Source organism: Butyricicoccus sp. (genome assembly GCF_977037065.1).
Map to the genome: position 1 here is coordinate 1 of NZ_CDRQNY010000005.1, position 10,789 is coordinate 10,789.

A 10,789-nucleotide genomic window follows, 5' to 3' on the forward strand; every position below is an offset into this window, starting at 1 on the left:
CGTGCTCCTCGTCCTCATCGTGGTGATGATGGTGTCCGCAGCCGCAGTCGCAGTCATCGTCATGATGGTGGTGGTGCTCGTGCTCCTCGTCCTCATCGTGGGGGTGATGATGTCCGCAGCCGCAGTCGCAGTCATCGTCATGATGGTGGTGGTGCTCGTGCTCCTCGTCCTCATCGTGGTGGTGATGGTGTCCGCAGCCGCAGTCGCAGTCATCGTCATGATGATGGTGATGTTCATGTTCATCCTCATCGTGGTGGTGATGGTGTCCGCAGCCGCAATCGCATTCATCTTCATCGTGCTCGTGATGATGATGTTCGTGCTCATGCACTTCTTCATTTAATAAGGTATCCTCATGCTTGTGTTCGTCTGCCATTTCGGATCGCCTCCTGTCGGTGATAGTCAATAATATATGAACGATTGCTCATATGTTCATGTATTCATATTATAACTGGAGAAAGGGAAAGTCAATAGCGGTATACGAAAAATGTGCACAAAAGGCAGAGGGCAAAACTTCGCATTTTGCGCGCATTTCAGCCGGTTTTGCGAAAAATGCAAGCCGGAAAGGAAATACCTGCATCCGTCTAAACTGACCGAACCCGAGCGTTATTCACAAAGAAAAAGCGGATAAAAATGATAGACTTAACAAGATGTACAAAGTTCCCCTGTATTTTATTCGATTTTTTTTTGCTTTTGGTCTTGCCAATACTGTACAAAAACCAGTATAATCTATACTGTAAGGCTATGCTTCATGCGTAGCCAGCCAATTTCTGAAGAAGAGGAAGCCGGGCGCGCGTCCGGTTCTTCTTGCGCAAAATATTAGAGAGGTGAAAGAAATGGCGTATTCGTTCCGTGGCGGCATACACCCGGGTACTCACGCAGACCCGGGCTATAAATCCGCGACAAACACCAAGCCGATCGAGAAGCTGGCATTGCCTGATGAGGTAATCCTGCCGGTTTCCATGCACATCGGCGCACCGGCAAAGCCGATCGTTTCGGTTGGCGACACCGTGGACCTGGGACAGCCTATCGCGGAAGCCGGCGGCTTTGTCAGCGCTCCTGTCCATGCTACCGTTTCCGGTAAGGTAAAGGCAATCGAGCCTCGCCTGCATCCGAACGGCAGCAAGGTTCTGTCCATCGTAATTGAAAATGATGGCGAGGACCGCAAGCACGAGTCCGTGCATCCCTACGACTTCGCTTCCATGAGCAATGAGGAGCGTATCGAGTGCATCCGTTCTGCCGGTATTGTCGGCCATGGCGGTGCAACCTTCCCGACCCATGTCAAGATCCAGTCCGGTATCGGCAAGTGCGACACGGTCATCATCAACGCTGCAGAGTGTGAGCCGTACATCACGTCCGACCATCGCCTGCTGCTCGAGCGTCCGGAAGAGACCATCGGCGGCCTGAAGATGCTGGCCGACATCATGGGCGTACAGACCGCGATCATTGCGATCGAGGAAAACAAGAAGGATACCTTCGCCAAGATTGAAGAGCTGATCGCGGATGATCCGCGCCTCAAGCTGTATCCGCTGACCTGCAAGTACCCGCAGGGTGCTGAGAAGCAGCTGATCAATGCCTGCACCGGCCGTGAAGTTCCGTCCGGCAAGCTGCCGGCAGACGCCGGCTGCGCGGTATTCAACGTAGATACCGCAGGTGCGGTTTATCGCCGCTTCACCACCGGCATGCCGGTCATCCGCCGCATCGTTACCATCTCCGGTTCCGCTGTTGCTGAGCCGAAGAACCTCGAAGCACGCATCGGCACCCCGATCGAAAAGCTGATCGATGCCTGCGGCGGCTTCAAGGAAGCTCCGAACAAGCTCCTTGCCGGCGGCCCGATGATGGGCAACGCCCAGTTCTCTCTGGATGCCCCGGTTGTCAAGGGCACCAACGCATTCCTCGCCTTTGCAGGCAATGAGGATAAGCGCGTTAAGGATCCCCAGTGTATCCGCTGCGGCAAGTGCATCAACGCCTGCCCGATGCATCTCCTGCCGATCTACATGAATGTATACGGCAAGCAGGAGGATCTGGACAACGCCGTTGATTGCGGCATGATGGACTGCATCGAGTGCGGCTCCTGCGCTTACGTCTGCCCGGCTCGTATCCCGCTGGTTGCACAGTTCCGTCTGACCAAGGGCAAGATCCAGGCTAAGCGTGCTGCAGAGCGCGCCAAGGCTGAGGCCGAGAAGAAAAAGGCCGAGGCAGAGGCTGCTGCAAAGGCAGAGGCTGAAAAGCCCGCAGAGAACAAGTAAGGAGGAAAACGAAAATGGCTTATGATCTTAGCAAAGTAGTCGTAACCTCCTCGCCGCATATCAAGGCGGATGATGACACCCGGAGCCTTATGCTCGATGTGCTCATCGCACTTGTTCCGGCACTGGCGGTTGCAGTTTACACCTTCGGCGCTCGTGCGCTGATCCATGTTGTTATCGCAATGGTGGCAAGCCTTGTGTTTGAGACCATTTACAACAAAATCGTTCATCACCCGAACACCGTAGGCGACCTGTCCTGCCTGGTTACGGGCGTACTTATCGCATTCAACATTCCGGTTGCAGCTCCGCTGTGGCTGAGCGCTTTCGGTGCTCTGTTCGGCATCATCGTTGTTAAGATGCTGTTCGGCGGCATCGGCAAGAACTTTATGAACCCGGCACTCGGTGCCCGTGCGTTCATGATGGCATCCTGGGCCGGTTTCATGACCACCTGGACTGCTCCGCATGCAAACCTGCCGCTGTTCGGCAACGTAACCGTTACCGACGCAATCTCCACCGCAACTCCGCTGGCTACCCTTAAGACCGGTGCTGTACCGGCTGATACCGGCCTGCTGGAGATGCTGCTCGGTCAGACCGGCGGCGTTATCGGTGAGACCTCCGCGCTGGCTCTGCTGGCAGGCGGCGTTTACCTGCTGTGGCGCAAGGTTATCACCATCAACATTCCGGCAGCTTACATCCTTACTGTTGCTGTCATCACCTTCCTGTTCCCGCTGTCCGGCGATGTTTCCCGCGTACAGTGGATGCTCAGCCAGGTACTGTCCGGCGGCCTGATGCTCGGCGCGATCTTCATGGCTACCGACTACGTTACCAGCCCGGTTACCCCGAAGGGCCAGATCATCTTCGGCGTTGGCTGCGGTCTGCTGACGGTATTCATCCGCTACTTCGGCGGTCTGCCGGAGGGCGTATCCTACTCCATTCTGATCATGAACACGCTGGTTTGGGCAATCGACAAGAAGACCCATCCGCGCAAGTTCGGCTATCAGCTTGACAAGGCTAAGAAGGAGGCGCAGTAAATCATGGATAACAGCAAAAAGGAAGGCGGCATCGTACAGCTTGTCGTCGTACTGGGCCTCATCACGTTCATCTGTGCACTGCTGCTGGGCGTTATCAACGGTGTAACCGCGGATAAGATCACCCAGAACGGTATCGAAACCCGCAACGCAGCAATGGCAGAGATCATCCCGGACGCTGATTTCGAGGATCTCGACACCGCACTGTCCGCTGAGGACGTTGCAGCCGCTGGCGTAACCCTGCCGGCAGGCCGTACCGCTGCTCAGATCGACGGCGTTTACAAGGCAACCAAGGACGGCGAAGAGATCGGCTACTGCGTACAGGTAGAGCCGAAGGGCTTCGGCGGCAACCTGACGATGATCGTCGGCATCAATGCGGACGGCACCGTTGCAGGCGCAAAGGTAACCTCTCACGCTGAGACCCCGGGCCTCGGTGCGAAGAGCCAGGCAGACCCGAACTGGATCACCCAGTTTGCAGGTCAGACTGCTGACGGTCAGCTCAAGGTGACCAAGGACGGCGGCACGATCAATGCGATCACCGGCGCTACCATCACCTCCCGTGCTGTAACCGACGGCGTTAATACTGCGGCAGCATATGTCGCTACTCTGGGTTAAGGAGGAAAAGCCAAATGAAATTTTCTGAACAGCTGAAATCGGGCGTTATCCTCGATAACCCGGTTTTCATGCAGACGATCGGTCTTTGCCCGACGCTGGCAACCACCACTTCTCTGCAGAATGCGATCGGCATGGGCGCGGCGGCTACCGTCGTTCTCATCTGCTCCAATATCGTTATTTCCGCGATGCGCAGAATTATCCCGGATAAGATCCGTATCGCAGCATTCATCACGATCATCGCAACCTTCGTAACCATGATCGACCTGTCCATGCAGGCATTCCTGCCGTCGCTGGCATCGTCCCTTGGTCTGTTCCTGCCGCTGATCGTAGTAAACTGCATCATCCTCGGTCGTGCCGAGGCGTATGCTTCCAAGAACAAGGTTCTGCCGTCCGCACTCGACGGTGTTGTAATGGGTCTGGGCTTCACCTTCGCTCTGGTACTCATGGGCTTCTTCCGTGAGCTGCTCGGCGCAGGCACCATCCTGTCCGGTTACGTTAACGGCGTAAACGGTATCGCAGTTCCGTTCTTCCACTCCAACCCGATGGTCATGATGATCCTGCCGGCCGGCGGCTTCCTCATGATGGGCTTCATCCTGGCTGCGATCCAGAAGATCATGGCTCGAAAGGAGGACAAGTAAGTGTTTAATTTACCTGCCTCTATGGGTTTGACCGATATCCTGTCGCTCGCAATCGCGGCAATTCTGGTCAACAACTACATTCTCGTTCAGTTCCTCGGCTGCTGCTCGTTCTTCGGCGTATCCAAGAAGACCGACACCGCGCTCGGCATGGGCATGGCGGTTATCTTCGTTATGGCGATCGCTTCCGCAGCATCCTGGGCTGTACAGTACTTCATTCTCGAACCCCTGGGTCTGGGCTACATGCAGACCATCGCGTTCATTCTCGTAATTGCAACGCTGGTTCAGTTCGTCGAGATGTTCATGAAGAAGGCTATGCCGTCGCTGTACTCTGCGCTCGGTATCTTCCTGCCGCTGATCACCACCAACTGTGCGGTACTTGGCGCAGCTAAGACCAACATTTCCAACAGCTATTCTTTCATCGGCTCTCTGGTATACGGCGTTGCAGCCGGTGTCGGCTACACGCTGGCAATCGTGCTGTTCGCTTCCATCCGTGAGCGTCTGGACGCTACTTCCAAGTGCCCGAAGTGCTTTGAAGGCTTCCCGATCTCGCTGGTTGCAGCAGCGCTGCTGGCTATGTCCTTCATGGGCTTCTCCGGCCTGTCGATTTGGTAAGGGAGGACACAAGAAATGGATATGCAAAATGTTATTTACGCGGTAGCGGTACTGTTCATCATGGGTATCGTTTTCGCAATCCTGCTCGGCGTTGCCGCTAAGGTTTTCGCTGTAGAGGTTGACGAGCGCATCCCGCTGGTACGCGAGTGCCTGCCGGGCGCTAACTGCGGCGGCTGCGGTTTTCCGGGCTGTGATGGTCTGGCTGCTGCAATCGTAGAGGGCCGTGCGCCGGTAAACGGCTGCCCGGTCGGCGGTGCTGCTGCGGCTGAGAAGGTCGCAAAGGTACTCGGCGTTGAGGTTGCTGCCGGCGACCGTCAGGTTGCACATGTTTACTGCAACGGCGGCTGCAACGCAAAGGACAAGGCAAACTACGAGGGTCTGCAGGACTGCAACGCTGCAATGCGTGTAGCAAGCGGCCCGAAGGCTTGCTCCTTTGGCTGCATGGGCCTCGGCTCCTGCGTAAAGGCCTGTGCGTTTGACGCAATCCACATTGTGGACGGCGTTGCAAAGGTTGACACCGACAAGTGTGTTGCCTGCGGCAAGTGTGTTTCCACCTGCCCGAAGAAGATCATCAACCTGGTATCCGAGGTCAAGAAGGTTCACGTTAACTGCGTGAATAAGGACAAGGGTCCGGAAGTAATGAAGGTTTGCTCCAACGGCTGTATCGGCTGTAAGATGTGCGAGAAGACCTGTAAGTTCGATGCAATTCACGTAGTAGACGGCGTTGCCAAGATCGACTACGACAAGTGCAAGAACTGCAAGATGTGCACCAAGGCATGCCCGAAGGGCTGCATCGAGCCGGTTCCGACCGAGGAAGAGAAGGCCAAGTTCAAGGAAATGCAGGCTAAGCAGGCTGCTGCTGCCAAGGCTAAGGCTGAGGCTGCAAAGCAGGCCGCTGAAGCAAAGGCTGCTGAGGACAAGTAATGACCGATCATCTGCACCCTGTGCTGGATGACGCTGCGATCGCCCGCATGACGAGTCTTGCACTCGCCCATGTGGGCGACGCTGTTTATGAGATACTCGTGCGCACGCATCTGGCGTGCGGCGGCACTCAGACCGCGAAAAACCTGCACAGCCGTACGATCCAGCTCGTTCGTGCGTCCGCGCAGGCGGAAGCGGTAAAGCGCATTCAGCCTATGCTCGATGAAGGCGAGCAGACCGTTCTGCGTCACGGACGCAACGCAAAGCCGAAATCCGTGCCGAAGTCGGCCTCCGTGGCAGAGTATGCCTACGCGACCGCACTCGAGGCGCTGTTCGGTTGGCTGTACCTCAAGGGCCGCTATGAGCGTATCAATGAGCTGTTTGAGGTTATCTGTCAAGGGTTTGACGCATAACTTGAGAAGAGGGAACCGTTCAGGTTCTCTCTTTTTGTTTTCGGGATGAAAATTTCGGATTTGCGCTTGCGAAGCGAGGGGAACTGCGCTGACGCCGCGCGGGCGCACAAGAGGGTAGACAACCTGCGGTTTTCCACCCTCTTGTGAATCACCCCTTTTCCCTTTGGGAGAGCACAGAGAAATTTGCAGAGCTGAGACTATAAAGGAACGGCAGTCGGGTTACCGCAGCGTGTCTTTCTCCGCCTTTTCGCAGTTCACAGACAGCGTTCTGCTACACATAAGGGCAACTCTGCGCTGGGTGCGGCATAACAGTGCCGCACAATTCGTCAGCGCGATATGATAGACAGCACCTGCGAAGATAAATTGTACCGAGCGCTAAAATTCGTAGGTGCTGTCCGTAAACTCCAGACTAACGAGTTGCGCAACACGGGTATGTTTCGCCTGCATAGACTAAACCGCCTGTGTAGCAGTAAGGTATCTGTGAACTGCGAATATTTCACGAAACAAACGCAAGAGTAACCCGACTGCCGTTCCCAAATTTCGAAGCGGTCGCCGGTCTCTGGTCTGCGCCGGGCTACGCAACAAAGGGAAACGGGAGTCAAGAGGGTAGAAACCGCAGGTGTCTACCCTTTTGCCCCCGCGGCGTGGGTACGCCGTCCCCAGCGGGCAGCGAAATTTGTGATGTTTCTGTGTTTTCGCTTGTGCCTGTTCCGAAATAGTGTTATACTGATAGCGTTCGTAAAATACAGAAAAGGGAGCATAGTAATATGAGCAAGTTAGTGCAGCGCATCGTTGCGCTGGTCGTTATGCTGGCTGTCGTTATGAGCGCAACCGCATACGGCGCATCCACCTTTGTGGTGGATTACCAGGAGCTGAAAAGCGATGCACCGGTCGTTATGACGGTCAACGGTGAGGAAATCCACGCAGATGAGTATGCAAGCTATATGATGAGCCAGATCATCAATTATCAGCAGATGTACTCTATGTACGGTATCTCTGAGGAGAATATGGCATCTACATTCGGCGATGCCGCAAAGGAGTCCGCAAAGCAGCAGGTCGCTCTGATCCATATCGTTAAGCAGAAGATGGATGAGCTGGGTCTGTCCCTGTCGTACAGCCAGAAGAAGAACATTGTTACGGCAAACAAGCAGAATGCGGAGCAGCTCGGCGGCGAGGACGCTTATCTGCAGCGCCTGGCTTCGATCGGCTTTGACATGGACAACTACAATAACTACCAGTATGTCAGCGCATGCGCACAGGTGCTGAAGGATTACTACTTCGGTGAGAACGGCGTAAATGTTCCGAGCGATGACGAGCTGCAGAAGTATTTCGATGACAACTACATCACTGCAAAGCACATCCTCATTCTGACTACGAATCCGTCCACCGGCGAGACCACCCGCACCGATGAGGAAGCAAAGAAGGAAGCACAGGCTGTTCTGGATCGCCTGAACGACGGCGAGGACTTTGACGCGCTGCTGACCGAGAAGAACGAGGATGCAGGCGAAGCACAGTATGCCAAGGGCTATACCTTCACCGAGGGTCAGATGGTAGACGAGTTCTACAACGCTGCCAAGGCGCTGCAGGAAGGCGAAGTTTCCGGCCTGGTTAAGAGCCAGTACGGCTACCACATCATCAAGCGCTGTGAGCTGAATCAGGATGAGTTCGAGAACATGCGCGACGCGATCATCGCAGCGGTTGCTTCCGAAAAGGGAACTGCCGGCTCGATCGACGAGATGATGCAGCAGTGGATCGACGAGGCTGACATCAAGACCACCGATGCTTACGACGAGATCACCTATGATAACACTAAGGACTATCTGCCGGCTGACGTGCAGACTGTTCTGAACAGCGATACATCGGATGATGACGGCAATGCGCAGACTGAGGACGCGCAGAGCGAAGACCAGTCCGCGACCGACAGCCAGACCGCGACTGACGAGGCGCAGACGGCTACTACCGAGTCCGCTCAGTAAAACCGCAAAACAGAAAGGACGCTCAAGGAGCGTCCTTTTTTCATGCTTATATGGGGATTTAGAACCCAAACGCCGCATAATCCTCCGGCGTAAAGCGGTGATAGACGGCGTCACCGTCATCATCCAGCTTGATGCAGTAGCGGTAGCTGTCCGGTGTGCCGTCCTCGAAGTATACGAGGTAGTCAAACTCCTCGTTGCCCTCGAGCTTCTCGCAGTGTACTTTGTTGGAAAACTGATGGAACACCGCAAGAATATCGTCAAAGCTGACCGTCAGACCGCGCATTACCTGCAGAAATGCACGCAGAAACGCGGGTTCCGGCAGCTGTTCATGCACATACTGTGTGCCTTCTGCGGGAATGTGGAAGCAGAAACGCTTGTCATCGCGGGTGACTTCGATTGCGCCGAGCGTGCCGGCGGTGTGCGCGGAAAGGGAAGCGAGCGCACGCTCGGTGCTGTCCGCGTCCTCCTCCGGTGTGCCGAGCAGACGCGCCACGGATTCCGTGGGATAATACAGCGTGATCGGGTGGTGGTCGTAGCCAATCTTGATTTGTGCCTCCTGAATGACATCGGTCAGGCTCTTTTCCAGTCGTTTATAATTCACAGAGTTCATAGAGAACACCTCGATAGTTTTTGATTCTATACGATTATAGCATACGATAGGAGAACGCGCAATATCCCGTCAAATGCCGGAAAAGTGTCGAATACGCTCGAATATGCTTGCATATTTTCGGAAAATTCGATATAATATAAACCTGCGACGCTTATCCGAACAAAAATGGCGGGTAAGCGCCTTCTCTTGTCCGAAAGAGAAGAAAAGTGAGGAAGGAATCGGATACATGGAAGTATTTGTTGCATTAATGAACAAAATCGACAGCTGGATCTGGGGTCTGCCCATGCTGGTGCTGCTGTGCGGTACGCATATTTTTATGACGTTCCGCACGGGCTTCATCCAGCGCAAGACCTTCACCGGCATTCGCTTGTCGGTGACAAAGGACCCGGATTCACCGGGTGACGTCAGTCAGTTTCAGGCGCTGACGACTGCACTCGCATCGACCATCGGCACGGGCAACATCATCGGTGTCGGCACGGCCATCTATCTCGGCGGACCGGGTGCTGTGCTGTGGTGCTGGCTGACCGGCGTGTTCGGCATTGCCACAAAGTACGCGGAGAGCCTGATCGCGGTCAAGTACCGCGTGCAGACCGAGGACGGCCGCATGATGGGCGGTGCGATGTACGCGCTTGAGCGCGGCCTCAAGTGGAAGAAGTTCGGCAAGGTGATGGCGGTGCTGTTTGCGCTGTTCGCCATGCTCGCCTCGTTCGGCATCGGCTGCGGCACGCAGATCAACGCGATTGCCGAGGTACTGGAGACCAACCTTCCCATCAGCCTGCCGCGTATTGCAATCGGCATTATTTTCGGCATTATCACCGCGATTATCATTATTGGCGGCATTGAATCCATTGCAGTTGTGTGCGAAAAGCTGGTGCCGCTGATGGCCCTGTTCTATGTGGTCGGCTGCATCGTTATTCTGTGTGCCAACTACGATTTTCTGCTGCCGGCTCTCAAGGCCATTTTCGTGCTGGCGTTCAAGCCGGGCGCGGTGACCGGCGGACTGGTCGGCGGCGGTATCCGTCTGGCGCTGCAGTACGGCGTGGCACGCGGCCTGTTCTCGAATGAGTCCGGTATGGGCTCGGCGCCGTTGGTTGCCAGCGCGGCGCAGACGCGCAATCCGGTGCGGCAGGCGCTCGTTTCTGCGACCGGAACCTTCTGGACGACGGTTGTCGTGTGCCTGATGACCGGTCTGGTGCTCGTCTCCTCGATGATGAAAAATCCGGCGGTCAGCGTGGAAAACATGGCAAACGGCGGTCAGATGACCACGGCGGCATTCGCACAGATTCCGTATATCGGTCCGCTGATTTTGATGGTCAGCATCATTACGTTCGCGTACTCCACCATCCTCGGATGGTCGTACTACGGCGAGCGTGCCGCTGAGTATCTGCTCGGCAAAAAGGCGATTCTGCCGTATAAGGTGCTGTTTATCGCGGTCGTTGTGTGTGCACCCGTGCTTGCACTCGACCTTGTGTGGACCATTGCGGACGTGCTCAATGCCTTCATGACCATCCCGAACCTGATCGCTGTGCTGCTGCTCTCCGGCGTGATTGCGGCAGAGACAAAGCATTATCTGAAGCATCTGGATGAAAAGGATGAGTCTGAGATTCCGGTTGTGGATCGGTAAGTGATTGAAAATGGAGAATGAAATCATTTCATTCTCCATTTTTCATTTTGCGATTCGTTTTCGCCCACCATATGTACGGATGAATGACATGGACAAATGAAATTCGCAG

At 55.2% G+C, this 10,789-nt stretch carries 10 protein-coding genes and 1 pseudogene; 9 read left to right on the forward strand and 2 right to left on the reverse strand.

Features of this window, described 5'->3' with window-relative positions:
* Nucleotides 1-373, reverse strand: a pseudogene (locus ACWVX6_RS03015) (hypothetical protein); the annotation flags it as partial.
* A 460-nt stretch (nt 374-833) separates the two neighbouring features.
* Between ACWVX6_RS03015 and rsxC the strand changes: the two are divergent.
* The 8 genes from rsxC (at nt 834) to ACWVX6_RS03055 (ending at nt 8,446) form a co-directional block, all read left to right on the forward strand.
* The gene (rsxC, locus tag ACWVX6_RS03020; protein ID WP_110435489.1) at nt 834-2,246 is read left to right on the forward strand and encodes an electron transport complex subunit RsxC; all 1,413 of its coding nucleotides are present in this window, start codon (nt 834-836) and stop codon (nt 2,244-2,246) included.
* Between the two features lie 14 nt (nt 2,247-2,260).
* Entirely contained in the window at nt 2,261-3,274 is a 1,014-nt protein-coding gene (locus tag ACWVX6_RS03025; RefSeq protein ID WP_110435488.1) for an RnfABCDGE type electron transport complex subunit D, read from the forward strand.
* 3 nt (nt 3,275-3,277) lie between these two features.
* Entirely contained in the window at nt 3,278-3,886 is a 609-nt protein-coding gene (locus ACWVX6_RS03030) for an RnfABCDGE type electron transport complex subunit G (RefSeq protein ID WP_118360072.1), read from the forward strand.
* A gap of 14 nt (nt 3,887-3,900) precedes the next feature.
* Nucleotides 3,901-4,524: an electron transport complex subunit RsxE gene (rsxE, locus tag ACWVX6_RS03035; protein WP_110435486.1), complete on the forward strand. Its 624-nt coding sequence runs from the start codon at nt 3,901-3,903 to the stop codon at nt 4,522-4,524.
* Between the two features lie 21 nt (nt 4,525-4,545).
* On the forward strand, nt 4,546-5,136 hold the full coding sequence (rsxA, locus tag ACWVX6_RS03040; protein WP_110435485.1) for an electron transport complex subunit RsxA: 591 nt from the start codon (nt 4,546-4,548) through the stop codon (nt 5,134-5,136).
* Nucleotides 5,137-5,157: 21 nt separating this feature from the next.
* Nucleotides 5,158-6,060 carry an RnfABCDGE type electron transport complex subunit B gene (locus ACWVX6_RS03045; RefSeq protein WP_202183507.1) on the forward strand — a complete coding sequence of 301 codons (903 nt, stop codon included), beginning with the start codon at nt 5,158-5,160 and terminating at the stop codon, nt 6,058-6,060.
* On the forward strand, nt 6,060-6,470 hold the full coding sequence (locus ACWVX6_RS03050; RefSeq protein WP_455152325.1) for a Mini-ribonuclease 3: 411 nt from the start codon (nt 6,060-6,062) through the stop codon (nt 6,468-6,470). Before ACWVX6_RS03045 ends, ACWVX6_RS03050 begins: the two co-directional genes overlap by 1 nt.
* A gap of 767 nt (nt 6,471-7,237) precedes the next feature.
* Nucleotides 7,238-8,446: a peptidylprolyl isomerase gene (locus ACWVX6_RS03055; protein WP_455152326.1), complete on the forward strand. Its 1,209-nt coding sequence runs from the start codon at nt 7,238-7,240 to the stop codon at nt 8,444-8,446.
* A 58-nt stretch (nt 8,447-8,504) separates the two neighbouring features.
* Here ACWVX6_RS03055 and ACWVX6_RS03060 read toward each other — a convergent pair whose 3' ends face one another.
* The gene (locus ACWVX6_RS03060; protein ID WP_455152327.1) at nt 8,505-9,056 is read right to left on the reverse strand and encodes a DUF3877 family protein; all 552 of its coding nucleotides are present in this window, start codon (nt 9,054-9,056) and stop codon (nt 8,505-8,507) included.
* A gap of 226 nt (nt 9,057-9,282) precedes the next feature.
* Between ACWVX6_RS03060 and ACWVX6_RS03065 the strand changes: the two genes are divergently transcribed.
* Complete coding sequence (locus ACWVX6_RS03065; RefSeq protein WP_455152328.1) at nt 9,283-10,680, forward strand: alanine/glycine:cation symporter family protein; 1,398 nt, start codon at nt 9,283-9,285, stop codon at nt 10,678-10,680.
* The last annotated feature ends 109 nt before the right edge of the window (nt 10,681-10,789 follow it).